This window comes from Massilia sp. CCM 8734 (assembly GCF_011682155.1).
In the GTDB taxonomy this organism is placed as follows: domain Bacteria; phylum Pseudomonadota; class Gammaproteobacteria; order Burkholderiales; family Burkholderiaceae_D; genus Telluria_A; species Telluria_A rubra.
Genome location: NZ_WHJI01000020.1, coordinates 1 through 26,894, shown reverse-complemented (window position 1 = coordinate 26,894; position 26,894 = coordinate 1). Strand labels below are relative to the sequence as shown.

The following is a 26,894-nucleotide window of genomic DNA, read 5'->3' as shown; positions in this document are numbered from 1 at the left end:
CCCGCGCAGGCGGGAACCCAAGTTGATCGATCCGCCTGTGACTACGGAACGAAATTGGGTTCCCGCCTTCGCGGGAACGACGCACTAGCTGACGACTTCGGCCCTGGGGTTCCTCGGGTCCTGCGTCCAGTTCATATACGCCTTCCCGGTCTCCTGCGGCACCATCGTGATGCACGCCTCCACCGGACAGGTAATCTCGCACAGATTACACCCAACGCACTCCGATTTGATCACTTCGTACGTGCGCGTGCCCGCCGCGTCGATCAACTGGGCGATCGACTGGTGCGATGTATCTTCGCACGCCACATAGCATTTGCCGCACTTGATGCACTTGTCCTGGTCGATCTGCGCGATCACCTGGTAGTTCATGTCCAGGTATTTCCAGTCAGTCGTATTGGGTACCGCCTTGCCCGAAAACTCCGCAATGGTCTTGTAGCCCTTCTCGTCCATCCAGCGCGACAGGCCGTCCTTCATCTCCTCCACGATCCGGAATCCGTGCAGCATTGCGGCGGTGCATACCTGCACCGATCCGGCGCCCAGCGCGATGAATTCGGCCGCATCGCGCCAGTTGCCGATGCCGCCGATGCCCGAAATCGGCAAGCCATGCGTCTCCGGATCGCGCGCGATTTCGGCGACCATGTTCAGCGCAATCGGCTTGACCGCCGCGCCGCAGTAGCCGCCGTGCGTGCTCGCATTGCCCACGATCGGCAGCGCCACCATGCGGTCCAGGTCAAGGTGCGTGATCGAGTTGATGGTGTTAATCAGCGAAACCGCATCGGCCCCACCGGCCTTGGCCGCGCGCGCAGGTTTACGCACGTCGGTGATGTTCGGCGTGAGCTTGACGATCACCGGCAGCGTCGAGTGCTTCTTGCACCAGCGCGTGACCATCTCCACGTATTCGGGCACCTGCCCCACCGCCGCGCCCATGCCGCGTTCCGGCATGCCGTGCGGGCAGCCGAAATTGAGCTCGATGCCATCCGCGCCGGTCGCCTCGACCTTGGGCAAAATCTCGGCCCACAGCGCTTCTTCGCACGGCAGCATGAGCGAGACGATCATGGCGCGGTCCGGCCAGTCCTTTTTCACCTGCGTGATTTCGCGCAGGTTGATCTCCAGCGAGCGGTCGGTAATGAGTTCGATGTTGTTAAAGCCGATCACCTCGCGGTTCTTGCCATACAAGGCGGAGTAGCGCGACGACACGTTGACCGCGGCCGGGTCTTCGCCGAGCGTCTTCCAGACCACCCCGCCCCATCCCGCCTCGAAGGCACGCACCACGTTGTAGGCCTTGTCGGTCGGTGGCGCGGAGGCCAGCCAGAACGGATTGGGGGACTTGATGCCGCAAAATTCGATGCTCAGGTCAGCCATGGGAAGCCTCCACCTTGAATTGGATGTCATTGTGAATGGCCATCGCCGCCAGCTTGCCATGCTGGACTGCTTGAACCGTCAAGTCCTGCCCCGGCGCGACGCAATCGCCGCCGGCGTAAATGCCCGTCAGCGCCGTGCGGAACTGCGCGTCAACGTGGATCTTGTCGCCCTCGCGCGTGATCTGCTGCGCCATCTGGTCCGACAAACCCACCGGGTCCATGCTCTGGCCGATCGCCTTGAACACGGCATCGGCGGCGATCTCGATAAAGGCGCCGGTGCCGTTCAGGCGTCCGCCATCGAGGCGCGTTTCTTCAAAGCGCATGCCGCGCACGCGGCCCGCATCGTCGAGCAGCACTTCCAGCGGCGCCGCCCAGGTACGGATACGCACCATATTGGCCTTGGCGATATCCTGTTCGTGGTGCGTCGCGCTCATCGACTCCGCACCGCGCCGGTAGACCAGCGTCACGTCTTCCGCGCCGAGGCGCTTGATCTGCACCGCCATGTCGATTGCCGTGTTGCCGGCGCCGATGACGATGGCGCGCTTAGGCACCGGCAGCGTCGCCAGGTCGGTTGCCTGGCGCAGGTCGGCGATGTAGTCGACCGCCGCCATCAGGCCCGGCGCGTCTTCGCCGGTCAGTCCAAGCTGGCGGCTGGCGTTCAGGCCCAGGCCCAGGAACACGGCGTCGTACTGCGCGTGCAGCTCGTGCAGGTGCAGGTTCACGCCGAGGATGCGGCCGTGCTGCACGTCGATGCCGCCGATACTGAGCAGGAATTCCACCTCGCGCTGGGCGAAGTCGCCGGTCAGCTTGTACTTGGCGATGCCGTATTCATTCAGGCCGCCGGACTTGGCGCGTGCCTCGAAGATGACGACATCGTTGCCCAGCATGGCCAGGCGGTGCGCGCACGACAGGCCGGCCGGCCCGGCGCCGACCACGGCGATTCTTTTGCCGGTGCGCTCGGCGCGCTGGAACGGGTAGGAGGTAAACGAGGCGTGATCGAGCGCATGGCGTTGCAGCAGGCCGATTTTGACGGGCTGGCCTTCTTCATCGTGATTGCGCACGCAGGCGTCTTCGCACAGGATCTCGGTCGGGCACACGCGGGCGCAACTGCCGCCCAGGATGTTCTGCTTGAGGATGCCCGCCGCCGCGCCGTTGATGTTCTGGTCGTGGATGTTGCGGATAAAGCTGGCCACGTCGATTTCGGACGGACAGCTGCGCGTGCACGGCGCGTCGTAGCAGTACAGGCAGCGCGCGCTTTCGATGGCGGCCTGGCGGCTTGTCAGCGCCGGTGCGAGGTCGGTGAACTGTTCGGCCAGTGCGGCGCTGGAACTGGCCGCGTGCGGCAGGTGCTTGAGAGATTCGATCATTGTTTACATCCCTGTCTTTATAATATGTTCACCCACTTTGCGGAGGCATTGCTAAGCTCAAGACCGTCGCCCCCGCGCAGGCGGGGGCCCAAGTTCGATGATCAGTCATTGGCTACGCAGCAAACTTGGGCCCCCGCCTGCGCGGGGGCGACGGACCATAAGCTGTCCGTACGCCATACCCGCTTACCGCTCTTCTACTTCATCTGTGGAAAAGCAAATTCCACGCCAGCACTCGCCGTGTTCGGCCAGCGCTGCATCACCGCCTTGTGCCGCGTGTAAAAGCGCACGCCTTCAGGACCGTAGGCGTGGTGGTCGCCGAACATGCTGCGCTTCCAGCCGCCGAAACTGTTGAACGCCATCGGCACCGGCAGCGGCACGTTCACCCCCACCATGCCGACCTGGATCTGGCGCACGAACTCGCGCGCGGTGCCGCCGTCGCGCGTGTAGATCGCCACGCCGTTTCCGTACTCGTTGGCGTTAATCAGCTTGACCGCCGTGGCCACGTCCGGCGCGCGCAGCACGCACAGCACCGGCCCGAAAATTTCTTCCTTGTAGATCGTCATATCGGGCGTCACGTGATCGAACAGCGTGCCACCCACGAAGAAGCCGTTCTCGCGGCCCAAGACCTTGCAGTTGCGCCCATCGACCACCAGGGTCGCGCCCTGCTCCACGCCCTCGCCGATCAAGCGCTCGATGCGTTCCTTGGCCGCCGCGCTGACCACCGGCCCCATTTCGGCGTCATGCGCCATGCCGTCGCGGATCTTGAGCGCGGCGGTGCGCTGGCCCAGCGCGCCAATCAACTTGTCGCCGGCGTCGCCCACCGCCACCACCACCGAAATGGCCATGCAGCGCTCGCCGGCCGACCCGAAGGCCGCGCCGATCAGGGCGTCGGTCGCCATGTCCATGTCGGCGTCGGGCATGACCACCATGTGGTTCTTGGCCCCGCCCAGCGCCTGCACCCGCTTGCCGCTAGCGCTGCCGCGCGCGTAAATATACTCGGCGATCGGAGTCGAGCCCACAAAACTGATCGCCTGCACATCCGGGTGATCGAGCAGCGCGTCGACGGTGACTTTGTCGCCCTGGACCACATTGAACACGCCGTCCGGCAGGCCCGCTTCCTTGAGCAGCTTCGCATGCAGCAAGGAGGCCGACGGATCGCGCTCGGACGGCTTGAGTACAAAGGTATTGCCGCAGGCGATCGCCACCGGGAACATCCACATCGGCACCATCACCGGGAAGTTAAACGGCGTGATTCCCGCCACCACGCCGAGCGCCTGGCGCATCGACCAGGCGTCGATGCCGCGAGAAATCTGGTCGGTGAATTCGCCCTTGAGCAGTTGCGGAATCCCGACCGCGAATTCCACCATCTCGATACCACGTGCCACTTCACCCTGCGCGTCGGAAAACGTCTTGCCATGTTCGCGCGTGAGCATGGCCGCAAATTCGTCGGTATGCGCCTGGCATAGTTGCAGGTACTTGAACAGGACCCGTGCGCGCGTGAGCGGCGGCGTGGCCGACCATGACGGAAAGGCCGCGGCGGCGGCGGCGACGGCGGCATTCACATCGTCCGCTGTGCCCAGCGCCACGCGCGCGCATGCTTCGCCCATAGCGGGATTGAACACGTCGGCGTAGCGGCCGCTGGCCGTATCGACCTTGGCGCCGTTGATGAAATGCGTGATGGTATCGAGATTGATCATGGGGTCAGTCCAGGTTTTTGAGGATGGTTGCCAGCTTGCCGAACAACTCGTCGATGTGCTTCTTCTCGAGTACCAGCGGTGGCGACAGGGCGATGATGTCGCCGGTGGTGCGAATCAACACGCCATCGGCAAACGCTTTTTTGAAGGCGCTGAACGCGCGCGCTCCCGGTTTGCCGTCGATCGGCGCCAGCTCGATGCCGGCCACCAGCCCGATCGTGCGGATATCGATCACGTGCGGCAGGCCCTTGAGCGAATGCACCGCGTCGGTCCAGTATTCCTGCACGGCTATGGCGTTATCGAGGATTTTCTGCTCTTCGAACACTTCCAGCGTGGCCAGCGCGGCGGCGCAGGCGAGCGGGTGACCCGAATAGGTATAGCCATGAAACAGCTCGATGCCGGCCGGGCCGTCCATGAAGGCGTCGTGGATATGCTGTTGGGTAAACACCGCGCCCATCGGCACCATGCCGTTGGTCAGGCCCTTGGCGGCGGTAACCATGTCCGGAATCACGTCGAAGTAATCGAACGCGAACGGCGTGGTCAGGCGTCCGAAGCCAGTAATGACTTCATCGAAAATGAGCAGGATGCCGTGCTTGGTGCACAGTTCGCGCAGGCGTTTCAGATACCCTTTCGGCGGAATCAGCACGCCGGTGGACCCGGCCACCGGTTCCACGATGACGGCGGCGATGGTCGATGCATCGTGCAGCGCGACGATGCGTTCCAGTTCATCGGCCAGGTTGGCGCCGTGTTCCGGCTCGCCGCGCGAATACGCGTTCTTCTCAAGGTTGTGCGTGTGCGGCAGGTGGTCGACACCCGGCAGCAGCGGCCCGAAGGTACGCCGGTTGCCGCCGATGCCGCCAACCGAAATACCGCCGAAACCCACGCCGTGATAGCCGCGTTCGCGCCCGATCAAGCGCGTGCGCCCCGCTTCGCCGCGTGCGCGGTGGTACGCCAGCGCCATCTTCAGCGCCGTATCCACCGCTTCCGAACCGGAGTTGGTGTAGAAGACGTGGCCGAAACGGTGGCCGGTGTAGTCCATCAGCTTTTCGGCCAGGTCGAAGGCGGCCGGGTGGCCCATCTGGAAGGTGGGGGCGAAGTCGAGCTGGCCGACCATCTCGCGCACGGCGGCCACGATCTTCGGCTGCGCATGCCCGCAAGGCACGCACCACAGGCCGGCGGTGCCGTCGAGCACGGTGTTGCCGTCGACATCCTTGTAGTACATCCCCTCGGCCGATACAAGCAGGCGCGGGTTGGCTTTGAAGTCGCGATTGTTGGTAAATGGCATCCAAAACGACGACATCGATGCGGGTCTGGACTCGTTCATGCGACTCTCCGATAGTTTTTACAACTAAAAAAATAATTTACCAGTTGGCAAAATGATGATGCAATAATAGTCAGCAGATCAACTATGGCACATATACACAAATCGCAAAACCCGCCAACCGTATCGGTAGCGCAAACAATACAGTTTGCGGCACCGCAGCAAAGGACATGTGCATGGATGAGAGCGACGTTCTGCGTGAGGAAATGCCTCCTGGCAATTGCGGGGATGACTGGCCGGTGCTGGCGATCGAGCGCAGCAAGCGCGGCGGCCTGGTCGACCAGATCGTGGCGGCCATCACGCTGATGGTAAACCGGCGCGAACTGCGCGTGGGCACAAAGATGCCTTCGGTTCGACGTTTCGCAAAGTGCAATGGGGTAAGCACCTTCACGGTGGTCGAGTCGTACGACCGCCTGCTCACCCTGGGGCTATTGAGTTCGCGCCGCGGGTCCGGCTTCTTCGTGGCGCGCAGCGAGGCGGCCAGCGCGCCGCAGCAACTGGCGCTGCAGCCCACGCCCGCCGCCATCGACGCCCTGACCCCGGACCTGTATTCCGGCGTGTCGGACGCGCTGCCGGTCGGCGCGGGCTGGCTGCCGCCCGAATGGTATGGCGACGACACGGTGCTCGACGCGGTGCGCCACGCGATGAAAATTCCGGCCAGCCGCCTGCGCGGCTACGGCCATCCGCTCGGTTTTCCCACGCTGCGCCAGCACTTGGCAGGCACCCTGGCCGATGACCTGTTCGCGGCCAGCCCGGACCAGATTTTGCTCACCAACGGCGCCACCCACGCGTTCGACCTGATCCTGCGCACGCTCACCAAGCCGGGCGACACGGTCTTTGTCGAGGACCCGGGCTACAGCAACCTGCTCTCGCTGATCCGCCATCACGGCTGCATTGCGGTCGGCATTCCACGTGGGCCGGACGGGCTGGATATGGACGCCCTGATGGCGCAGGCGGCAAGCACCCAGCCCAAGCTCATGTTCGTCAACACCGTGCTGCAAAATCCGCTCGGCACATCGCTCACGCAGGCGCAGGCGCACCGCCTGCTGCTGGCGGCCGAGCAGTTCGACTTCTGGCTGGTGGAAGACGACATCTACCGCGAACTGGCAGCCGGCGGCGACGCCTCGCTGGCCGCCATGGATGGACTGCGGCGCGTGATCCGGGTCGGCAGCTTTTCCAAGACCCTCTCGCCGGTGCTGCGGGTCGGCTCGATCTGCGCATCGAATTCGCTGATTCCCGAACTGCTGCGCGTGAAGATGCTGACCGGGCTGACCACCTCCGAAATCAATGAGCGCGCGGTGTACCACGCCATTTCGGCGCGGCCTTACAAGCGCATGGTCGAACGCCTGACCGATCAATTGCGCTCGGGGCGCGAACGCACCATCGAGCGCTTGCAGGAGGCGGGCATGGAGCCGCTGGCCCGGCCGCGCGGCGGCATGTTCGTCAGCGCCGGCTGGCCGCTCGCGCCCACGCCCGAGTTCAACGGCAAGGTGATCGCCGACCGCGCGCTGCGCGCCGGCATCCTGCTCTCGCCGTACGAATTTTTCATGCTGCGCCCTTCCCCGAGCATCTGGTTCCGCTTCAACGTGGCCTATGCCGCCGATGCGCCCGCGTTAATCGGCTTTTTGCAATCGCTACGCTGAAAGTGACCATGGCCGCCACCAAGACTCCCGCCGCCAAGCGCCGCATCCTCAATCGCGACAAGCTCGAAGCCGACATCGCCGGCGTAGCCGTGCGCGTGTTCGCCGAATGCGGCTACGAAGGCACCTCGATCGCCACCATCGCCGAGCAGGCCGGCCTGTCGAAGCAAAACCTGATGTACTATTTTCCGACCAAGCAGGCGCTGTACGAACGCGTGCTCGATGGCGTGCTCGATGACTGGCTGGCGCGCATGGCTACCCTGGCCGATCCGACCCAGGAGCCGCGCGACGTGCTGCGCGCGTACATCCAGGCCAAGCTGCGCTTTTCGCGCGACCAGCCGTGGGCTTCGCGCGTGTATGCGATGGAGGTGATCAGCGGGGCGCAGCTGTACGGCCAGCAGATCCAGAGCCGCGTGGTGCCGCTGCTGCGCAAGGATATCGAGGTGTTCGAACGCTGGATCGGCGAAGGCCGCATCGGCCCGATCAACGCCACCCACCTGCTGTTCGCCATCTGGGCCATGACGCAGTCGTACGCCGATTTTTCGGCGCAGATGGCGCTGGTGCTGAACCGCAGGCAGCTAACGCGCAAGGACTTCGACGACGCCGAAGCGATGATCACGCACATGGTGCTGGCGGCGGTGTCCATGCCCGGCACGGCCGCCCGCGCCGATGCCGTATGATTCTCATCGGGACAAGCCCATTTGAAAACAACGCCCATAAAGACACCATGACGGAATCGTATATCGAAGTAACCGGCGAGTCTTCGCTGATCGAACAAGTGACCACCTACCGCGCCGACCTGTCGATTTCGGTGCGCGCCACCACCACCGACAACGCCATCACCGAAGCGGGCGCGCTGCGCGACGACTGCATCCGCGTGCTCAAAAGCTCGGGCATCGCACCGGACGAAATGAGCGAGGGCGGCAACGCTATCTGGCAGCCTTGGTTCTGGAAAAAGAACAAACCGGGGCAGGAACGCACCTTCAAGATTTTGCTCGCCTGTGCCGAAGCGAAGCGCCTGTATGTTGCGCTCGACGCGCTGCAGCCGATTTTCGAACACCAGCGCTACACCCTGAGCGTGTCGATGCGCCCGCCGCAATTTGACGCGCCGGAGGCCGAGCGCGCAGCCGCCCATGCGGCGGCGATCGCCAACGCGCGCAACGCGGCCAACATCATCGCGACGGAAGCGGGTGTGCGGCTGACGTTCGTCTCGCAGGTGGAGGCTTTGGAGACGCAAAGCGAGCATTCCGGCGCCTTCGGCGACCAGGGCTGGGCCAGGGCCGGCATCATGCGCAGGATGGGAGGCGCATCTGACGACGATAGCGAACCGGCGTACCTCGAACTCGAAGGCGCCAGGCGGGTCAGCATGCTGCGCTACCGGGTGCGCTTCGGCATTGCCGCTGTCGCGCCGGCCGATCGCGCATGACAGCACCCCGATCGCGCCGGCTGCGCCAGAAGGGCAAGCGTGTACGCAGCGCACAAGCGCAGGTGGTGAAAGCGCAGGCGGTGGCAGCGCACAAGGTCGTCAAGAAGCCTGCACCGCCCGCCGCCCCTGTCATACTGGAATGGTGCGCCGAGCATCACGACAAAAACGCGCCGGAAGACGCGCCGCCAAGGTTCCCGGCCTTGTCGTTTATCACTGAGCGGCCCTACAAGACGACTTTCGTGCTCGTCCATGTATTCTTTTTCGTGGCGCTACTGGCCAGCGGCAAAACCCAGGCCTGGTTTGCGAACAATTCGGGTGTGGCCGTGGTGTGGTTCATGGTTGCGGGAACGATAGGACTTGGCATGATCTGCGGGCAGTCGCTCGGGAACGTGACGTTTTACCAGATCGACCTGGAGGGGGAGCGGATCGTGCTGCATCTTCCAGGCTCGGCCGATCGGATCAGGATCATGAGGCTGTCGTTTGACTCGATCACCTCGGTTTGCCCATTTCAATACAGCAGTTATAACAACCCCTGCGGCATCGATATCAGCTATCTCGACGATCGGCTCAAGCTGCGCAAAGTGCGGGTGCCCAACCTCGTGCCTGAAACACTGATCGACGCGCAGATGGATGCGCTGCGTCCGGCACTGGGCTTCAAGATCGAAGAAACGGTCTGTCACGACACCTGACCGTACCGTACATGCCGCCGCCGGGAACACCGTAGCCGGCGCTCCTGGCGGCGTGCTCGCCAGTTGAAGTTACCTCACTGGCGGCACCGCCGATTTGTCGGTCGTACCCGTGGCAGGACCGGCTCCGGACATGCCGCCGGTGCGCGGCGAAGGCACATCGCCATTGCGGGCCGGTTCATTGGTGCTGGTCGTGCCGTTGTTATTGACGCCATTGGTGCCGGTGGCGCCGCTGGCGCCCGACGAACCGCGCATCTCGCTGCCGCCGCTGGCCGACGAGCGGTCGGCATCGCGCGTCGCATCGCGCGTCGCATCGCGGGCGGCAGTGTTGCCACTGTTGGCGCCAGTCCCGGTCGCCGTGGTGCTATCGCGCGGATCGTTTGCCACGTCACGCTCTTCCGGCGCCTTGTCGCGGTTTTGCGGCGCTTTGGTGCGGTTGCGATTCTGCCGGTCCGGATTGGCCTTCGACGCATCGCCGCGCGCGGCCGTGCCGGTATTGGTTGCCCTCGAACCGGCGGTAGCGTTGCCGCTGGCGCCGCCCTGGGTTTGCGCCAGCGCGGCGCCGCCGACCATGAGTGCGACGAGAGTCATTGCGATCTTGGTTTTCATGCCTGTCTCCTGATGAGGATATCGAACAGACATTCTTACATTGCAAGCTATGCATGCGAGTAGGACCATGCCCCGGGTGCGCGTGGGATCAGGTCGTGCTGTGTTTTTCACGGGGAAACAATCAATGCCGCAAGACGACGCAGCGGCATGCCCGATTGGCGACATTGGTGTATTCTTGTTAATTACCCATCCAGCAGGCTGTCCCATGTCCGAAATTGCTCCCATCACCCTCCAGACCGAACGCCTGACGCTGCGCTTCCTGCACGCCAGCGACGCGCAAGCGCTGTACACCATCCACTCCGACCCGCTCGTCATGCGCTACTTCAGCGGCACCGCCTGGACCGACCCGGCCCAGGGCGACGCCGAAATAGCGCTCGCGCTGGACGGCTACAACAACGGCAGCTGCATGAAAATGGCGCTGGTCCTGCGCGAGACGGGCAAGCTGATCGGCACCATCAACCCGCATGCCTTCCATGCGCAGAACCGCCGCTGCGAAATCGGCTACGCGCTGGCCAGCGCCTTCTGGGGCCAGGGCTACCTGAGCGAAGCGATGCGCGTCACGCTCGATTACCTGTTCAAGGAAATGAACATGAACCGCATCGAAGCCGATATCGACCCGCGCAACCTGGCCTCGGCCAAGCTGCTCGAACGCATGGGCTTTCAAAAAGAGGGCACCATGCCGGAACGCTGGATCGTCAACGGCGAAATCTGCGACACCGCGTTCTACGGCCTGCTGCGGCGCGGCTGGGAGGGCATCTGATGCCCGGCCTGCGCTACGCGGCGGCGCAGTATGCCTGCGCGCCGCTCGATATCGCGGCCAACGTCACGCGCCATCTGGCCTTCGTCGACGCCGCCGGCGAGGCCGGCGTGCAGCTGCTGGTGTTCCCCGAACTGTCCCTGTGCGGCTACGAGCTGGCCGGGATGGGCGCCTGCGCGCTCAAGGCCGACGACATCCGCCTTGCGCCGCTGCGCGAGCGCGCCGCCAGCGCCAATATGACCATCGTGGCCGGCGCGCCGCTGGCCAACGCCGGTGCGCTGCCTTCCATAGGCGCGATCACCTTTCATCCGGACGGGCGCACATCAAGCTACCGCAAGCACTTCCTGCATGCGGGCGAAGAACGGCACGTGACGGCCGGCGGCGCCATCAGCCAGCTGCACGACGTGCGCGGCACCAGGGTGGCGCTGGCGATTTGCGCCGACACCGGCCAGCAGCAGCACGCGCACGCCGCCGCGGTGGCCGGGGCCGAGCTGTATGCGGCTGGCTCGCTGATATCGACGGGCGGGTACGACAAGGATACCGCCCAACTGGCGGGGTACGCGAAGCTGTTCGGGATGGGGGTGTTGATGGCCAATCACGCGCATGCCTCGGGCGGTTACGAAAGCGCCGGCCGCAGCGCGATCTGGGCGTCGGGTGGGGAGCTGATTATCGCTGCGCCCGGTCCGGGCGAGCTGCTGGTCATCGCCGACGATAGCGACAGCAGGATTGTCGCGCTGGCGTAAGCTGGCGGGCCGCTTATCGTCCCTGCACACCAATCACCCCCCATTTTATGCACTTCGTCGGACAACCGTAGAGCATTCCCCGTGCGCTTGCTACAGTCTCTCCATCGACAACCCTCCCCTGGAGAAGCACATGAACAACCCTGCCTTTACGTCCTTTTTTGCCAGCCTGGAAGACCTCGGCCGCACCCTGGTCAAGGCAGCCAAATACGCCGTCGGCGCCATTTCCACCATGTCCTGGCCGACCCTGATGCTCAGCGCCGTCGGCCTGGCCTTGCTGCTGACCATCGTGCCGCTGGTGCTCACCTTGTTCGTGTTGTTCATGGTCATCAAACTGGTGAACGGCTACTTCAGCGACCGCGCCACGCGCGGCCCGGCCACGCCCTACACTCCGGTCAAGACCGAAGGCGAATAACAGCGTGAAAGCAAGCCAGTTGAACAAGATGATGGATTTCCTGCGCGATTCACTCGCGCAAGCCACAGTGTTATGGTGGAACTTCTTCGACTGGCTTGCCTTGGTGGAATGGCGGCAACTGTTCATCACCTGGTTCCTGGCCATGGCCTTCGGCCTGATCCTGACCCTGCCCGAACCGGCGATCTGGTACATCATCATCTCGTACGGCGTGAAAGTGCTCGCCGGCGGCAAGCGCAAGGCCGAACTGGTGGCCAGGGAAGCGACCGCCGAAGCCAATGTCGCCGTGCTCGAACGGCGCCTGCTCGAAGCGCAGATGGCAACCCTGCAGGCGCAGGTCGAACCGCACTTCCTGTTCAACACCCTGGCCCTGATCGGCCAACTGATCGAAACCGATCCGCCGCAGGCCGCGCGCATCCACATGCACCTGATCGAGTACCTGCGCTCAACCCTGCCGCAGATGCGCGCGGCCGGCGGCGGCACCCTGGGGCGCCAGGTGCAGCTCTCGCGCGCCTACCTGTCGATCATGCAGGCGCGCATGAAGGAGCGGCTGGCGGTCAGCTTCGACGTGCCCGCGCACCTGGAACACACGCCCTTCCCGCCGATGATGCTGCAAATCCTGATCGAAAACGCCATCAAGCACGGCCTCGAACCAAAAATCGAGGGCGGCCGCATCGACGTCGGCGCGCGCCTGGTGGGCGACGCCATGCACGTCGATGTGCGCGACAATGGCGTCGGCTTTAACATGCATGCCGGTGACGGCGTGGGCCTGGCGAATATCCGCGAGCGCCTGTTCCTGCTGTTCGGGTCACGCGCGGAACTGGTGATCGAAATGCCGCTTGAGGGCGGCGCGCTGGCCTCGCTGCGCGTGCCCTATTCATCTCAAGAGGTCAACTGACATGGCAAGCGCCCTCATTGTCGACGACGAATCGCCCATGCGCGACCAACTGCGCGCGCGCCTGGCCGAGGCCTGGCCCGAGCTGGTCATCGTCGGCGAGGCAAGCAACGGCCTCGATGCCGTTACCATGGCGGACCGGCACCAGCCCGACATCGTCTTCCTCGACATCCGCATGCCGGGCCAGGGCGGCATCGAAGCGGCGCGCCGGTTGTACAACCGCTGCCACATCGTGTTCGTGACCGCCTACGACCAGTACGCGCTGGACGCCTTCGAACAGGGCGCGATGGATTACCTGCTCAAGCCCGTGGTGGCCGAGCGCCTGCGCGTGACGTGCGAGCGCCTGCGCACGCGCCTGACCCAGGCACCCGACAACATCGGCGAACAATTGCGCCAACTGACGCAGATCCTGCAACAAGGCGAGACCAAAAAACCCGCTTACCTGCGCTGGATCCAGGCCCAGGTAGGCAGCAACCTGCGCATGATCAGCACCCGCGAAATCCTGTATTTCCAGTCCGACGACAAGTACACGCTGGTGCAGACGGCGCAGGCCGAACTGCTGATCCGAAAAACGCTCAAGGAACTGGCCGACGAACTCGATCCGGACGAATTCTGGCGCATCCACCGCTCCACGCTGGTGCGGGTCGACGCCATTGCCGAGGTCACGCGCGACGAGCGAGGACGCCAGATGCTCAGGGTGCGCAACCACCCGACGCTGCTGGAAGTGAGCCGCAATCACGCGCATCTGTTCCAGCAAATGTAAGCGCCACGGCCCCGATAATCCAGTACCATAGGGACCTTGAAAATACCTGATTTTCCCGATTACTTACCCAAGGAGAAGGAATATGTCAGCAACTCCCAAGCAAACCCGCGCCAACGTCATTCCGTGCCTGCGCTACCGCGACGCCCCGGCCGCCATCGAATGGCTCTGCAATAACTTCGGTTTCGAAAAGCAACTCGTCGTCCCCGGAGACAACAACACCATCCTCCATGCGCAATTAACCTTCGGCAACGGCATGGTGATGCTGGGCTCGACCTCGGCCATCGACTCCGAATACAGCAAACTGATGAAGCAGCCCGAGGAGATCGGCGGCGCGCAAACGCAGACCATCTGCGTGGTCGTGGCCGACGCCGACGCCGTCTACGAGCGCGTGCTGGCGGCGCGCGCGCAGATCGTCATGGACCTCAAGGATGAAGACTACGGTGGGCGCAGCTTTACCTGCCGCGACCTGGAGGGCCACGTCTGGACCTTCGGCACCTACGACCCGTTCGAATAATCGAGCCAACTCATTGAGCCAACCAAGGCAGCCATCGAGGAGCACACCATGTCACGTGCAGTCCACTTCGAAATCCAGGCATCCGACCCGCAGGCCATCATCGACTTTTATCAGCGCCTGTTCGGCTGGACCTTCAACAAATGGGCGGGCGGCGAGTACTGGATGGTGCACACCGGGCCGGAAGACCAGCCGGGCATCAACGGCGGCCTGCTGCCGCGCCGCGGGCCGCTGCCCGAGAGCCAGGCGGCGGTCAACGCCTTCGTCATCACGGTCGATGTGGAAGATATCGACGCCTCGCTCGCGAAGGCCGCCTCCGGCTCGCCGCATGGCGTGGTGTGCGTGCCCAAGGTGGCGGTGCCGGGGATCGGCTGGCTGGCCTACGTCAAGGACCCGGACGGGAATATCTTCGGAATGATGCAGGCGGATATCACGGCTGCATGAAGGGGGATCTCGAAAAACCTACTGCGCGGCGCAATTTTCGCCCTGCGATGCTCACCGTACCTTCGTACGGCTGCGCTTCTCGAACGAAACTTGTGCCGCTCGCTACGGTTTTTCGAGGTCCCCGGAGGTCTGCGGCTGTGGCTCCGTCAGCGCCGCCACCAGCGCCCGGTCGGCCACCTGGTGCGGACTGATGCGGATGATGTCGCGGTACAGCGGCGGCATGTGCGCGCAGATCGCGGCGAGGTCAAGCTCGTCCAGCGCCGCCGTCACGTACTGGAACTGGGTCGGATTATCCGCCGGCAGCGGGCCTTCCATGGTCGATCCGTAGGCGCCCAGGTTCATGTAGCTCTGCGCGCTGGCGTTTGGCCCGCGCGCGAAGACGAAGGTGCCTTCGCGGGGATGGGCGAGGTATTGGCGCACCTCGGCCTGCGCCTGTGCGTCCAGGCCCTGCATCAGGGTGTAGCGCAGCTGCGCATACTGGCGCGTGCATTCCATGAACGCGGTGCAGATGGCCGACAGCGCGCGCCGGCCCGGTGAACACAGCAGCAGGTTGCCGAAGGAATCGAGCAAGGCCACCGCATCGCCCTCCCCGCCCTGCTGGCGGTCGCGTTCCATGGCTGCGCGCAGATAAGGCGCCAGGCCCGCGTCGGGCTGGTGCGGCGCGCAGCGGTAGGCCAGCGCGTCGGGGTACAGGGTTTTGAGCTGGCGTACCAGCGGGTGCTCGGGCGCCAGCTGCGCGGGGTCCTTGAGCTGCCCGCGCGACAGGTCGCTGGTGAGCAGCAGCTGGACTTTTTCGGAGGTCGCTTCGAACACCAGCGAGCAAAGCGCCTGGGTGGGTTCGGCGATCGTTTTACCGATGAAAAACGACTTCGGCGCGGCGCCGGCGCTCGCGCGCGCGAACGGCGACGCGCCTTTCACGGCCGGGTAGAAGAAGCTGGCTTCGGCCAGCGGGCGCAGGCCGGCGGGCAGGCTGGTAAAGGTGAAGCTGGCGTCGTAGTTGATGCCGGCGTTGGCGTCGCGCGCGGCGACGACCACGTTGAAGCCGGCCGACAGGATCGCGCCGGTGCACATGGCGCACGGGTCGAGCGAGGTGACGAGGGTGATTTCTGCGGGCGGCGGCAGGGCGCGGCCTTTGGCGCGTTCGGCGAAGTACCAGTCGATCAACTGGCGTTCGCCGTGCGCGGTCGGGTCGAAGATCAGGCCTTCGCGCACCACATTGTTCTGTAGTGATTTCAGCACGTTGCCATGCTGGTCGAGCAGCACGCCGCCGACCCCGAAGGTTCCCTGGGTCTTGGCGGCGATGGCTTCAATGGCCGCAAGGGCGACCGCGGCCTGTACATCGATGGTTTTTTTCAAAGCTTACTTCTTCAGGTCCCAGCTTCCGAACGCGTTCGGAAGCTGGCCGGCCGCCGTCGTTTCGAGAATGTCGCCATTGAGGTTGGTGAGCACGATCGGCAGGTCGTTGCCGCCCAGTTCCAGGATCACCTGGCGGCACGCGCCGCATGGGGCGATCGGGCCGTCGGTCTGGCCGATGACAGCGAGCGCGCTGAAGTCGCCCGGCTTGTAGCCGTGCGCGACGGCGCTGAAAAAAGCGGTGCGCTCGGCGCAGTTGCACAAGCCGTAGGCGGCGTTTTCGACATTACAGCCACGGAAAATGCGACCGTCCTTGCATTCGAGGGCGGCGCCGACCTGGAAGTTCGAGTACGGAGTGTAGGCCAGCAGGCGGGCTGCGGTGGCTTCGGTGATGAGTTTTTCGTAGTTCATGGGTGGTTCTTTCTCATAGCCGCCCCTCACCCGTCGTTCCCGCGCAGGCGGGAACCCAATTTCGTTCCGACGCCAATAGCTGCGCTAGAAACTTGGGTTCCCGCCTGCGCGGGAACGACGGGGGACTGGCGGGGTAATATTCTTACGGGCGAATCGTACGGTAAATGATCGGATTCGCAGCCGGCCTGGTATCGCCGACCTTGTACGCAGCCTGCACCTCGCGCACCGCCTGTTCGGCCGCGGCCTGGGTGCGCGCGTGCACCATCGCCAGCGGCTGGCCAACGGTGATCGCGTCGCCCAGTTCCACCAGATCCGTCAGGCCAACCGCGAAGTCGATCGCGTCTTCCGGACGACGACGACCGCCGCCCAGGCTGACCACCGCCAGGCCCAAACCACGGCAATCGGTCGCCGTCGCAAAACCCGCCTGCAGCGCCGGCACCGGCACGACGATCGGCGCCTTTTCCAGATACGCATCCGGACGCTCGACCAGATCGGCCGGGCCGCCCAACGCCGCCACCATGCGCGAAAAGCGCTCGGCCGCTTCGCCGGAGTCCAGCCCCGCCTGCAGCTTGGCGCGCGCCTCGGTTTCGTTGGCGGCCAGTTTGCCCAGCACCAGCATCTCGGCGCACAGCGCCATGGTCACTTCGTGCAGGCGCGCCGGACGCGAACGGCCGGTCAGGTAATCCATCGCCAGGCGCACTTCCAGCGCATTACCGGCCACCGGACCGAGCGACTCGTTCATCTCGGTCAGCAGCGCCGAGGTGCGCGTGCCCGCGCCGTTACCGACAGCGACGATACTCTCGGCCAGTTCGACCGACTTGTCGTAACTCGGCATGAAGGCGCCGGTGCCGACTTTGACGTCCATCACCAGCGCGTCCAGGCCAGCGGAGAGCTTCTTCGACAGGATCGAACCGGTGATCATCGCCACCGATTCCACCGTCGCGGTGGTGTCGCGGATGCTGTAGAAACGCTTGTCCGACGGCGCCAGTTGCGCGGTCTGGCCGATGATCGCCACGCCGACGTCCTTGACGACGTTGCGGAACAGTTCCGGATCGGGCACGGTGCAGTAGCCAGGGATCGAATCGAACTTGTCGAGCGTGCCGCCGGTGTGGCCAAGGCCACGGCCGGAGATCATCGGCACGAAGCCGCCGCAGGCTGCGATCATCGGTCCGAGCATCAGCGAGACCACGTCGCCCACGCCGCCGGTGGAGTGCTTGTCGACCACGGGACCGGGCAGGTTCATCGAACGCCATTCCATGACCTGGCCGGAGTCGCGCATGGCCAGGGTGAAGGCCACGCGTTCGTCCATGTTCATGTCGTTGAAGAAGACGGCCATCGCGAGTGCCGCGATCTGGCCTTCGGTGACGCTGCCGTCGGTGATGCCGCGTACGAAGAACTGGATCTCCTCAGCCGAGAGAGCCCCGCCATCGCGTTTTTTGCGGATGATTTCCTGATTTAAGAACATGTGCTGCCTCATAAAATAGTTACATCGTCGTTCCCGCACCAAAATGGCACTCGGCGGGAACGACGGGGGTGATCAAACGCCGTACGGAATCCAGACATTCTTGACCTGGCTCGCGTGCGCCAGCACTGCGCGTCCGCCGGCCTGCCTGGTGTCGTACCAGTCGCGCCCTTTGCCGCCGCCCACCCAGGTGCGCTTGAGCGATTCGGCCGACAGGCGTTCGACTTCGGCGCAGCCTTCCGCCGAACCGTCGTGGCGCCACACGGCGTCCACGTCCGAGTGCGTCGCCAGGGTCTTGGCCAGTTCGTCGGCGCTGCCGGTGATGATGTTGAGCGCACCTCCCGGCAGGTCCGACGTGTCGAGTACCTGGTACAGGTCGGTCGCCGCCAGCGGATACGCTTCCGACGGCACCGCGATCACGCGGTTACCCAGCGCCAGCGCAGGCGCCACCAGCGAAATGAAGCCGAGCAGCGGCGACTCGTTCGGGCAAATGATGCCGATCACGCCAACCGGCTCGTTCAGCGCCACCGTGATGCCGTGCATCGGCGGCTGGTGCGCCAGGCCGTCGTACTTGTCGGCCCACGCCGCGTAGTAGAACAGGCGTTCGATCGAGGCCTGCACTTCCTTCTCGGTATTTTTGGCGCCGGTCATGGCCGCCAGGCGCGCCGCGAATTCGTCGGCGCGGATCGCCAGGTTCTCGGCGATGTAATACAAAACCTGTGCGCGGTTGTGCGAGGTGGCCTTGGCCCAGCCGGAGGCCTTCTGCGCCGCTTCCACGGCGTTGCGGATATCCTTGCGGCCGCCCTCGCCCACGTCGCCGACAAACGCGCCATTGGCACCAAGGATCGCGCGGGTGTAAGCGCCGTCAGGGCGCGCCTGCTTGCCGCCGATGTACATCTTGGCGGTGCGGTCGATGGCGAACGGACCTGGCGCCTCGGCTGGCCTGGCCTTGCCCTTGGCTTCCACCAGGGGCAGTGCAGGACGCGCGTCTTCCGACAGCGCCGTCATGTATTCATACATGCCTTCCTTGCCGCCTTCGCGCCCGAAACCGGACTCGCGGTAGCCGCCGAAGCCGCATGCGGCGTCGAACTGGTTGGCGGTATTGATCCACACCACGCCAGCCTTGATCTGCGGCGCCACGTCGAGCGCGAGGCTGATCGACTCGGACCACAAGCTGGCAGCCAGGCCGTAGACGGTGTTGTTCGCCAGCTGGACCGCTTCGACCGGCGTACGGAAGCTCATCGCAACGAGCACCGGTCCGAAGACTTCGGTCTGGGCGATGCCGGCCGAGGTGGATGCGCCGGTAATCAGGGTTGGCGGGAACCACGAGCCGGTCGCCGGGATGTCGCACGCTGGCTGGTAAATGGTGCAGCCTTCGGCGCGGGCGGCTTCGACCAGGCCTTCGATGCGCTGGCGCTGGATCGGATCGACCAGGGCACCGATGTCTACCGATTTTTCAATCGGGGAACCGAGACGCAGGTTGTCCATGCGTGCGCGCAGCTTGGCGAGGAAGCGCTCTTCGATCGATTCCTGCACCAGCAGGCGCGATCCGGCGCAGCAAACCTGGCCCTGGTTGAACCAGATCGAATCGACCACGCCTTCGACGGCGGCGTCCAGATCGGCATCTTCGAACACGATGAACGGCGACTTGCCGCCCAGTTCGAGCGAGAGCTTCTTGCCGCTGCCGGCGGTGGCCTTGCGGATGATGCGGCCAACTTCGGTGGAGCCGGTAAAGGCGATCTTGTCGATGCCCGCATGGTTGACGATGGCTTCTCCCACGCGGCCGTCGCCGGTGACGATGTTGACCACGCCGGCCGGCACGCCGGCCTGCTGGCACATTTCGGCGAACAGCAGCGCGGTCAGCGAGGTGAATTCAGCCGGCTTGAAGACGACCGTGTTACCGGCGGCCAGCGCCGGTGCGATTTTCCAGGCCAGCATCAGCAGCGGGAAGTTCCAGGGGACGATCTGCCCCACCACGCCCACGGCGCGGTAATCGGCAAATTCTTCCGATTGCAGTTGCGCCCAGCCGGCGTGATGGTAGAAGTGACGCGCGGCCAAAGGCAGGTCGGCGTCGCGCGTTTCGCGGATCGTCTTGCCGTTGTCGAGCGTTTCGAGGACCGCGAACAGGCGCGCATGCTTTTGCAGCAGCCGCGCCAGCGCGTACAGTACGCGCGCGCGGCCATGGCCGCCCAACGCCACCCAGCCCGGCTGGGCGCGACGCGCCGCTTCCACTGCGCGGTCCACGTCGGCGCTGGTGGCCTGGGTCACTTGCGCGAGTTCCTTGCCGTCGGCCGGATTGGTCGAGGCGAAAGTGTCGGCGGGTTCAAGCCAGGCGTTATCGATGAACAGCCCAAAACGGCGCTCATGCTGGTCCAGCCATGCTTGCGCTTCTTTGGTGCTCTCGGGTGCAGGGCCGTAGTCCATAGTTTGAAGAATCTCGTTAATTGTTGGCATGACGAATCCGTTGAGGTTTATGGTTGCGCGTGGCGATGGTTGGCCGAGTAGTTCCCGGTGACGTAATGTTCGAGCTGGCGCTCGATGTCGGTCAGCAGGCTCGATGCGCCGATGCGGAACAGATGCGGCTCCAGCCACTCACGTCCCAATTCCTCTTTCATCAGGGTCAGGTACTGCAGCGCGCTCTTGGCGCTTGACACGCCGCCGGCCGGCTTGAAGCCGACCTGGAAGCCAGTCTGCTCATGGTATTCGCGGATCGTGCGCACCATCGTCAGGGCCACAGGGATGGTGGCGTTGACGCCTTCCTTGCCGGTCGAGGTCTTGATGAAGTCCGAGCCCGCCATCATGCACACCCACGACGCCTTGGCCACGTTTTCCAGGGTGAGCAGGTCGCCGGTGGCGAGAATGGCTTTGACGTGCGCCTCGCCGCAGGCTTTGCGGTAAGCGACCATTTCGTCGTACAGCGCCTGCCAGTTCCCCATCAGCACATGCTGGCGGGTGATGACGATATCGATTTCGGTGGCGCCGGCGGCGACCGACAGTTCGATCTCGCGCACCTTGGTTTCCATGCTGGCCAGGCCGGCCGGGAACGCGGTCGAGACGGCGGCGATCGGCAAGCGGCCTTGCAGGATCTTCGCCGCAGGGGTGATCATCTCGTGATACACGCACACCGCGCCGGTGGTCAGGTTGGACACGCCCAGCGCTTCCATCAAATCGGTGCGCAGCGGACGCATGGCTTTCATGCACAGGCGTTCGACGCGGCCCGGCGTGTCGTCGCCGCCGAGGGTGGTCAGATCGATGCATTGCAGCGCCTTGATCAGCCACGCGGCCTGGTATTCTTTTTTGACGGTGCGCCGATTGGCCAGGCTGGCGGCGCGGCGGTCCGACGCATTGCGATTGACTTTGATCTGGTTGACCCAGCCGAGATCGAGGCCAACCACCTCGTTGCGTTTGAATGCGGAATTGTGAGTCATAGCAGAGCGGTTCCGTTGGAAAGGGGTTTGACGCCGAGGTGCTTGGCCAGGGTGGCGCCGATGTCGGAGAAGGTGTTCGATACCGGCAGCGCGCGCGCGGCAACGCCCGGCCCGAAGAAGATCATCGGAATGTGCTCGCGCGTGTGGTCCGAGCCCGGCCAGCTTGGGTCGCAGCCATGGTCGGCGGTAATGACCACCAGGTCGCCCTCTTTGAGCTTGACCATGAATTCGGGCAGGCGCGCGTCCATTTCGTGCAGCGCGTTCGAGTAACCCGCCACGTCGCGGCGATGGCCGAAGGCCTGGTCGAAGTCGACGAAGTTTACGAACGTGAGCGACTTGTCGCCGGCTTCGTCGGCCACCTTGAGCAGCGCGTCGAACAGGGCCATGTTATCCACGCCCTTGACCACGCGCGAAATGCCCTGGGTGGCGAAAATGTCGCTGATCTTGCCCAGGCCGATGACTTCTCCGCCTTCGTTTTTGACGTGATCGAGCAGCGTCGCGCTTGGGGGCGGCACGGCGTAGTCGTGGCGGTTGCTGGTGCGGCGGTAGTTGCCGTTCTCGCCCAGGAACGGTCGCGCGATCACACGGCCGATGTTGTACGGCTTGACCAGCTCGAACGCCGCTTCGCAGACCGCGTACAGGCGCTCCAGGCCGAAGTGTTCTTCGTGCGCGGCGATCTGCATCACCGAGTCGCCCGAGGTGTAGACGATGATTTTGCCGGTGGCGACATGTTCGTCGCCGTGCTTGTTGATGATGTCGGTGCCGGATGCGTGGCAGTTGCCGAGGTAGCCGGCCACGCCGGTCAGTTCTTGCAGCTTGTCGGTCAGTTCGGCCGGGAACGATGGCACGGTGCGCGGGAAGTAGCCCCAGTCGAATTCGACAGGCACGCCGGCGATTTCCCAGTGGCCGCTTTGGGTGTCCTTGCCGGTGGAGCGCTCGCGCGCCGCGCCGTAAGCGCCGGTGAAGCCGTCGCGCTGGTTAAAGCCGGCAGCCCATTCGCCGCTGGCCAGGTGGGCGGCGGCGGCGAGGCCGAGACGTTCGAGGTTCGGCAGATGCATAGGCTTGCCTTGTTCGGCGGCCCAGGCGGCGATATGGCCGAAGGTGTTGGCGCCAACGTCGCCGAATTTGTCGGCGTCTGGCGTGGCGCCAAGGCCGAAGGAATCAAGCAGGAGGATAAATGCGCGTGACATGGGATCGCTCGCTTCAGAAAGGTTCAGGTACGGTAGAAAGGACTGCGCTGATTTCTACCGAAAGCAGCGCTAGTTTCCACCGTCACCCCCGCGAAGGCGGGGGTCCAAGTTCGGTTCCGCAGCCAGTGGGCGAGCGGGAAACTTGGGCTCCCGCCTGCGCGGGAGCGACGGTGGTATATCAGGCAGCGGCGCGCGGTTGCTGCGCAACGCGCTCCAGGAACGCCGGAATCAACTCAACCAGGTCCTTGGCGCCGATGGCGGCGTACTTCAAGGTCTGCTCGTGCGACAGCGGGAACGGCGACATCCCTTCGGCCAGGTTGGTAATGACCGACACGCCAACCACCTTCAAACCGCAATGACGCGCCGACACCACTTCCGGCACTACCGACATGCCAACCACGTCCGCACCCAGCTTGGCCATCATGCGGATTTCAGCGGCGGTTTCGAAGTTCGGCCCCGGATACGCAATGAACACACCTTCGTGCAAAGTGATGCCCTTGGCCGCCGCAGTCTCCTTGACCACGTTGCGGATATCGCTGTCGTACGCATTGGCCATGCTGAAAAAGCGCGGGCCGAAACGGTCGTCGTTCGGGCCGACCATCGGCGTGCCGGGCAGCCAGTTGATATGGTCGGTCAGGGCCACCAGGCTGCCCGCATCGACTTCGGTGCGCAGCGAACCGGCGGCGTTGGTCACGAACAGCATCTCGCAACCGAGCAGCTTCATGGTGCGCACGGCGCTGGTCATCACGCCCATGCCGTAGCCTTCATAAAAGTGGCCGCGGCCCTTCATGCACACCACATTCACACCCGCCAGGCTGCCCAGGACCAGTTCACCGGCGTGACCGTGCACGGTGCTGATCGGGAAGCCAGGCAGTTCGTCGAAACCGATCGAGACCGCGTCGGTCATCTGCTCGGCCAGCACGCCAAGGCCGGAACCGAGGATCATCGCCACGCGCGGCTCAAAACCAGGTTTGCGGGCGCGGATGATATCGGCGGCTTCGAAGGGGGTGTTGTTCGACATGTGGATTCCTTATCTGTTCGGGGAGGGCGCTGCCGCGCGGCGTGCATGCTGCAAGCGGCGCGGAGAATGAGTTCGCTGACTATTATAACTATGCATGATCGGTGATATGTATGGCAAATACCATTTTTCTTCCTCATTTATACGCGCAACATATAAATCCACGCTAGAATCAGTTGGCCCCCACCATTCGTTCGGGCACACTATAGGAGAGCAGGACACAATCGTTGATTGACAGCACCAAGACATTTGTCTACTATCGAAAACAATTGTTTAATGATTGCTTATTGTGACCGAACTCTCCAAAAAAGACCAGTTGTACGAACTGATCCGCGCCAATCCCTTCATCTCGCAGCAGGACTTGGCCAGCGTGCTCGGTTTGTCGCGCTCCGCCGTGGCGGGCTACATCGCGGGCCTGATCCGCGACCGCCGCCTGCTCGGGCGCGCCTACGTGCTGCCCGATAACCGGCCCATCGTCTGCCTCGGCGCGGCCAACCTCGATCGCAAGCTGCGCTCCATCGCCACGCTCAAGATGGGCACTTCGAACCCGGCGCGCCAGGACGAATCGTTCGGCGGCGTGGCCCGCAACATCGCCGAAAACCTGGCGCGCCTGTCGGCCCCCGTTGCGCTGATCACCGCCATCGGCGACGACTCGTCCGGCAAGGCGCTGCTGGCGCACGCCGAGGCGGCCGGCATCGACACCCGCGCCACCCTGCACCTGACCGGCGTATGCAGCGGCACCTATACCGCCGTACTCGACGACCATGGCGAAATGCTGCTGGCGCTGGCCGACATGGCCTTGTATGACGCCATCACCCCGGCCTTCCTGGACACGCGCCAGCCGCAACGCGCCGTCGGCGCCCTGATCGTGGCCGACCTGAACCTGCCGCGCGAGACCCTGCGCGCGCTGCTCGACGACGCCGCGCGCGGCTCGGTGCCGCTGGTGCTGGTGGCCGTATCGCAGCCGAAAATGGCGCACCTGCCGGACGACCTGCGCGGCCTGCGCCTGTTGATCCTGAACCAGGGCGAACTCGAAACGCGCATCGGCGCGCGGCTTGTGACCGACGCCGATTTCCTGGCCGCCTGCCGCGCCATCCAGGCGCAAGGCGCGCAGGACGTCATCGTCACGCGCGGCGCCACCGGCGTGGTCTACACCACCGCCGGCGGCATCGCGCAGCTGGACGCGCCGCCGGCGCAGATCGTCGACGTCACCGGTGCGGGCGACGCCTTTGCCGCTGCGGTATGCTGGTCCCTGTTCCATGGCAGCGACGACATGACGCTGGCCTGCAGGCGCGGCCTGCAATTGTCGGCCATGACGCTCGCCTGCGAAGAAACCGTGTGCCCTTACCTGACGGCGGAAGTGCTCGCCGAGATTCCGAATCCCGACGCCCTGCCCGGCGCCCAGCAACCGTTCAACGCTCTTTACCAGGACTGACCATGCACCAATACCTCTTGTTCTCGCCCGAAGTCGCCGCCGCCCGTACGGCCGGCAAACCAATCGTCGCCCTCGAGTCGACCATCATTTCGCACGGCATGCCGTACCCGCAAAACGTGACGATGGCGCAGGAAGTCGAGCACGTCATCCGCGCCGCCGGCGCGGTGCCGGCCACGATTGCCATCATCGAAGGCAAGATCTGCATCGGCCTGGTGGCCGAGCAGCTCGAATTGCTGGCCACGTCGCCCGACGCGATGAAGGTCTCGCGACGCGACCTGCCGTACGTGCTCTCGCAAGGCCGTTTGGGCGCCACCACCGTGGCCGCCACCATGATCTGCGCGCAGCTGGCCGGCATTCACGTTTTTGTGACCGGCGGTATCGGCGGCGTGCATCGGGGCGCCGAAACGAGCTTCGACATCTCGGCCGACCTGCAGGAACTGGCCCGCACCAACGTGGCGGTGGTGTGCGCCGGCGTGAAATCGATCCTCGACATCGGCCTCACGCTCGAATACCTGGAAACCCACGGCGTACCGGTGATCAGCGTCGGCCAGCCGGCCTTCCCGGCCTTTTTCACGCGCGACAGCGGCTTCAAGGCCGACTTCCAGCTCGATTCGGCGCTGGAGCAAGCCGCCTTCATCCAGACCAAATGGCAGCTTGGCCTCAATGGCGGCATCGTCATCAGCAATCCCGTGCCGGAAGCGTTTGCGATGCAAAAAGATGAAATCGACAGCATCACCGAACAGGCATTGCGCGAAGCGCACGACGGCGGCGTGGCCGGCAAACTCGTCACCCCGTTCCTGCTGGCCCGCATCAAGACCTTGACCGAAGGGCGCAGCCTGATGACCAACATCGCGCTGGTCAAGCACAACGCGCAGGTGGGCGCCGAACTGGCCGTGGCCATGCGCGACCTGCCAGGCCTTCAGCCGATCTAACCTTCCACCCCATACGCCATGTCCATCGACCTGAAACAGCTCAAGTACTTCCTCGCGGTAGCTGAAGAAAAAAGCTTCAGCCGCGCCGCCGAGCGGCTGCACATCTCGCAGCCGCCTTTGAGCCAGCAGATCATGAAGCTCGAGAGCGAATTGGGCGTGCGCCTGTTCGCGCGCACCACCCGCACTTTCGAGCTGACGGTGGCGGGCAAAGCGCTGATGGGGGAAGCATCGGACCTGCTGGCCAAGATGCGCATGACGATCGACACCATCCGCCAGATCGACCGGGGTGAAGTCGGACGCCTGCGGGTGGGCATCGTCGGTTCGGCCATGTGGGGGCCGATTCCGAGCCTGCTCGAAGAATTCCAGACCAAGTTCCCGCGCGTGACCTGGACCTTGCACGAGTCGGGCCCGAACGTGCAGTACGAGGCGCTGCGCGCCAAGCAGATCGACGTGGGTTTCTGGCGCGAGCCCAAGCTCGATGAAGATGAACTCAAACACGACAACCTGCGCCAGGAGCTGTGCTTTCGCGAGAACGTGTGCGTGGCGGTCAACGAGCATCATCCGCTGGCCACGCAGCCGTGGATCGAGCTGGCCGATATTGCGGACCAGCCGATGCTCACGCTGGCGCTGGACAAGTCGGCCTTTCCGCGCTACCTGATCCAGTGCTGTATCAAGGCCGGGTTCCAGCCGACGGTTTTCCAGGAAGCGTCCGAGCCGCAAACCTTGCTGGCGATGGTGGGCGCTGGCCTGGGCGTGGCCTTGATGCCGGAGACGACCAGCCGCATCGGCTGGCCGGGCGTGATCTTCTTGCCGATCAAGACCAACCCGCCATCGGCCAATCTGTACATCACCTACACCACGCAGGACGATGCGCCGGTGGTGCGGGCATTCCTGAACATCCTCAATCCGACCGCCTAGCCTGAATTTTGCATAAAAAAGGGCAAGAATGCCGTAAGTGATTGATAAAATGTGAGTTATCCATAAAACACAATTTCAACACGAACGCACCTTGCCCGGCATGAATTCTACCTCAGAGCAG

General features: G+C 64.3%; 26 protein-coding genes. 14 read left to right on the top strand and 12 right to left on the bottom strand.

Features of this window, described 5'->3' with window-relative positions; all coding sequences use genetic code 11:
• Positions 1 to 84 precede the first annotated feature (84 nt).
• From preA to F2P46_RS18900, 4 genes are all read right to left on the bottom strand, one after another.
• Positions 85 to 1,362, bottom strand: coding sequence for an NAD-dependent dihydropyrimidine dehydrogenase subunit PreA (gene preA, locus F2P46_RS18915; RefSeq protein ID WP_166892978.1), 1,278 nt, complete (start codon positions 1,360 to 1,362; stop codon positions 85 to 87).
• Entirely contained in the window at positions 1,355 to 2,728 is a 1,374-nt protein-coding gene (locus F2P46_RS18910; RefSeq protein WP_166892975.1) for an NAD(P)-dependent oxidoreductase, read from the bottom strand. Before F2P46_RS18910 ends, preA begins: the two co-directional genes overlap by 8 nt.
• Before the next feature lie 194 nt (positions 2,729 to 2,922).
• Positions 2,923 to 4,425: a CoA-acylating methylmalonate-semialdehyde dehydrogenase gene (locus F2P46_RS18905; protein WP_166892972.1), complete on the bottom strand. Its 1,503-nt coding sequence runs from the start codon at positions 4,423 to 4,425 to the stop codon at positions 2,923 to 2,925.
• A 4-nt stretch (positions 4,426 to 4,429) separates the two neighbouring features.
• Positions 4,430 to 5,746 carry an aspartate aminotransferase family protein gene (locus F2P46_RS18900; RefSeq protein WP_166892969.1) on the bottom strand — a complete coding sequence of 439 codons (1,317 nt, stop codon included), beginning with the start codon at positions 5,744 to 5,746 and terminating at the stop codon, positions 4,430 to 4,432.
• Positions 5,747 to 5,919: 173 nt separating this feature from the next.
• Here F2P46_RS18900 and F2P46_RS18895 point away from each other — a divergent pair, with 173 nt between their 5' ends.
• From F2P46_RS18895 to F2P46_RS18880, 4 genes are read left to right on the top strand one after another with little or no spacing between them, the layout of a single operon-like run.
• Complete coding sequence (locus F2P46_RS18895; RefSeq protein WP_229509352.1) at positions 5,920 to 7,386, top strand: PLP-dependent aminotransferase family protein; 1,467 nt, start codon at positions 5,920 to 5,922, stop codon at positions 7,384 to 7,386.
• Positions 7,387 to 7,394: 8 nt separating this feature from the next.
• Complete coding sequence (locus tag F2P46_RS18890) at positions 7,395 to 8,063, top strand: TetR/AcrR family transcriptional regulator (RefSeq protein WP_166892967.1); 669 nt, start codon at positions 7,395 to 7,397, stop codon at positions 8,061 to 8,063.
• Positions 8,064 to 8,110: 47 nt separating this feature from the next.
• Positions 8,111 to 8,809 (top strand): SIMPL domain-containing protein, encoded by a 699-nt coding sequence (locus F2P46_RS18885; RefSeq protein ID WP_166892964.1) that lies wholly within the window; start codon positions 8,111 to 8,113, stop codon positions 8,807 to 8,809.
• Positions 8,806 to 9,498: a hypothetical protein gene (locus tag F2P46_RS18880; protein ID WP_166892961.1), complete on the top strand. Its 693-nt coding sequence runs from the start codon at positions 8,806 to 8,808 to the stop codon at positions 9,496 to 9,498. Before F2P46_RS18885 ends, F2P46_RS18880 begins: the two co-directional genes overlap by 4 nt.
• Positions 9,499 to 9,567: 69 nt before the next feature.
• On the opposite strand, the gene F2P46_RS18875 is transcribed toward F2P46_RS18880, so the two are convergent.
• The gene (locus tag F2P46_RS18875) at positions 9,568 to 10,104 is read right to left on the bottom strand and encodes a hypothetical protein (protein ID WP_166892958.1); all 537 of its coding nucleotides are present in this window, start codon (positions 10,102 to 10,104) and stop codon (positions 9,568 to 9,570) included.
• 205 nt (positions 10,105 to 10,309) lie between these two features.
• Between F2P46_RS18875 and F2P46_RS18870 the strand changes: the two genes are divergently transcribed.
• The 7 genes from F2P46_RS18870 to F2P46_RS18840 all read left to right on the top strand — a co-directional run bounded on the left by F2P46_RS18870 (position 10,310) and on the right by F2P46_RS18840 (position 14,626).
• Positions 10,310 to 10,864, top strand: coding sequence for a GNAT family N-acetyltransferase (locus F2P46_RS18870; protein ID WP_166892956.1), 555 nt, complete (start codon positions 10,310 to 10,312; stop codon positions 10,862 to 10,864).
• Positions 10,864 to 11,604 carry a carbon-nitrogen hydrolase family protein gene (locus F2P46_RS18865; RefSeq protein WP_208296685.1) on the top strand — a complete coding sequence of 247 codons (741 nt, stop codon included), beginning with the start codon at positions 10,864 to 10,866 and terminating at the stop codon, positions 11,602 to 11,604. Before F2P46_RS18870 ends, F2P46_RS18865 begins: the two co-directional genes overlap by 1 nt.
• A 130-nt stretch (positions 11,605 to 11,734) precedes the next feature.
• A complete protein-coding gene (locus F2P46_RS18860; RefSeq protein WP_166892916.1) occupies positions 11,735 to 12,016 on the top strand; it encodes a hypothetical protein in 282 nt (93 codons plus the stop codon).
• A 4-nt stretch (positions 12,017 to 12,020) separates the two neighbouring features.
• Positions 12,021 to 12,911 carry a histidine kinase gene (locus F2P46_RS18855; RefSeq protein ID WP_166892953.1) on the top strand — a complete coding sequence of 297 codons (891 nt, stop codon included), beginning with the start codon at positions 12,021 to 12,023 and terminating at the stop codon, positions 12,909 to 12,911.
• Position 12,912: 1 nt separating this feature from the next.
• Complete coding sequence (locus tag F2P46_RS18850) at positions 12,913 to 13,671, top strand: LytTR family DNA-binding domain-containing protein (RefSeq protein WP_166892951.1); 759 nt, start codon at positions 12,913 to 12,915, stop codon at positions 13,669 to 13,671.
• Positions 13,672 to 13,753: 82 nt separating this feature from the next.
• Positions 13,754 to 14,185 carry a VOC family protein gene (locus tag F2P46_RS18845; protein ID WP_166892948.1) on the top strand — a complete coding sequence of 144 codons (432 nt, stop codon included), beginning with the start codon at positions 13,754 to 13,756 and terminating at the stop codon, positions 14,183 to 14,185.
• A 48-nt stretch (positions 14,186 to 14,233) separates the two neighbouring features.
• Positions 14,234 to 14,626 (top strand): VOC family protein, encoded by a 393-nt coding sequence (locus F2P46_RS18840; protein WP_166892945.1) that lies wholly within the window; start codon positions 14,234 to 14,236, stop codon positions 14,624 to 14,626.
• Positions 14,627 to 14,728: 102 nt separating this feature from the next.
• On the opposite strand, the gene F2P46_RS18835 is transcribed toward F2P46_RS18840, so the two are convergent.
• The 7 genes from F2P46_RS18835 to xapA form a co-directional block, all read right to left on the bottom strand.
• Entirely contained in the window at positions 14,729 to 15,982 is a 1,254-nt protein-coding gene (locus F2P46_RS18835) for a nucleoside deaminase (RefSeq protein ID WP_166892942.1), read from the bottom strand.
• A 3-nt stretch (positions 15,983 to 15,985) separates the two neighbouring features.
• Complete coding sequence (locus F2P46_RS18830) at positions 15,986 to 16,390, bottom strand: cytidine deaminase (RefSeq protein ID WP_166892939.1); 405 nt, start codon at positions 16,388 to 16,390, stop codon at positions 15,986 to 15,988.
• Between the two features lie 142 nt (positions 16,391 to 16,532).
• Positions 16,533 to 17,855 carry a thymidine phosphorylase gene (gene deoA / locus F2P46_RS18825; RefSeq protein ID WP_166892937.1) on the bottom strand — a complete coding sequence of 441 codons (1,323 nt, stop codon included), beginning with the start codon at positions 17,853 to 17,855 and terminating at the stop codon, positions 16,533 to 16,535.
• Between the two features lie 72 nt (positions 17,856 to 17,927).
• On the bottom strand, positions 17,928 to 20,306 hold the full coding sequence (locus F2P46_RS18820) for an aldehyde dehydrogenase family protein (RefSeq protein WP_368737930.1): 2,379 nt from the start codon (positions 20,304 to 20,306) through the stop codon (positions 17,928 to 17,930).
• A 17-nt stretch (positions 20,307 to 20,323) separates the two neighbouring features.
• The gene (gene deoC, locus F2P46_RS18815; protein WP_166892934.1) at positions 20,324 to 21,280 is read right to left on the bottom strand and encodes a deoxyribose-phosphate aldolase; all 957 of its coding nucleotides are present in this window, start codon (positions 21,278 to 21,280) and stop codon (positions 20,324 to 20,326) included.
• Entirely contained in the window at positions 21,277 to 22,470 is a 1,194-nt protein-coding gene (locus F2P46_RS18810; RefSeq protein WP_166892931.1) for a phosphopentomutase, read from the bottom strand. The genes deoC and F2P46_RS18810 overlap by 4 nt, the downstream gene beginning before the upstream one ends.
• Positions 22,471 to 22,648: 178 nt before the next feature.
• Positions 22,649 to 23,491 carry a xanthosine phosphorylase gene (gene xapA / locus F2P46_RS18805; protein WP_166892928.1) on the bottom strand — a complete coding sequence of 281 codons (843 nt, stop codon included), beginning with the start codon at positions 23,489 to 23,491 and terminating at the stop codon, positions 22,649 to 22,651.
• A gap of 286 nt (positions 23,492 to 23,777) precedes the next feature.
• Between xapA and F2P46_RS18800 the strand changes: the two genes are divergently transcribed.
• From F2P46_RS18800 to F2P46_RS18790, 3 genes are read left to right on the top strand one after another with little or no spacing between them, the layout of a single operon-like run.
• A complete protein-coding gene (locus F2P46_RS18800) occupies positions 23,778 to 24,923 on the top strand; it encodes a carbohydrate kinase (protein ID WP_166892925.1) in 1,146 nt (381 codons plus the stop codon).
• A 2-nt stretch (positions 24,924 to 24,925) separates the two neighbouring features.
• Positions 24,926 to 25,855: a pseudouridine-5'-phosphate glycosidase gene (locus F2P46_RS18795; protein ID WP_166892922.1), complete on the top strand. Its 930-nt coding sequence runs from the start codon at positions 24,926 to 24,928 to the stop codon at positions 25,853 to 25,855.
• A gap of 18 nt (positions 25,856 to 25,873) precedes the next feature.
• On the top strand, positions 25,874 to 26,773 hold the full coding sequence (locus F2P46_RS18790) for a LysR family transcriptional regulator (RefSeq protein WP_166892919.1): 900 nt from the start codon (positions 25,874 to 25,876) through the stop codon (positions 26,771 to 26,773).
• Positions 26,774 to 26,894: the final 121 nt, after the last annotated feature.